Here is a 347-nt window from a genome sequence, read left to right on the forward strand (position 1 = left end):
TCTGGATCACTGGCTATTTGCGCCTACCCAAAGCTTATCGCAGCTTATCGCGTCCTTCTTCGGCTCCTAGTGCCAAGGCATTCACCATGCGCCCTTTGTAGCTTGACCTATCTAAATTTCATTATAAACTTCGAAATTCTGCGTCAACTTCCTCACTCCGGTACTCATTTACCTTAGTAAACTCCGTTCCTCGTTCAGTCGTTTCCTTGACTTTCTCGTTTCTATTGAAATTTTTAATTTACTAATCTTAAGCGATTAAGATTAGATTTTCATTCTACAAAGAATTCAAATTAAAATTCTTGACGAAATTGTTTTATCTTTAAATTTAAAGGTTTAACAATATATCT

General features: G+C 36.0%; 1 rRNA gene. It reads right to left on the minus strand.

Annotated elements, in window-relative coordinates:
- Window positions 1-108 (minus strand): 23S ribosomal RNA (locus ACTNBA_RS19120); the annotation flags it as partial.
- Window positions 109-347: the final 239 nt, after the last annotated feature.

It is taken from the genome of Clostridium sulfidigenes (genome assembly GCF_052067195.1).
Lineage (GTDB): Bacteria > Bacillota > Clostridia > Clostridiales > Clostridiaceae > Clostridium_J > Clostridium_J sulfidigenes.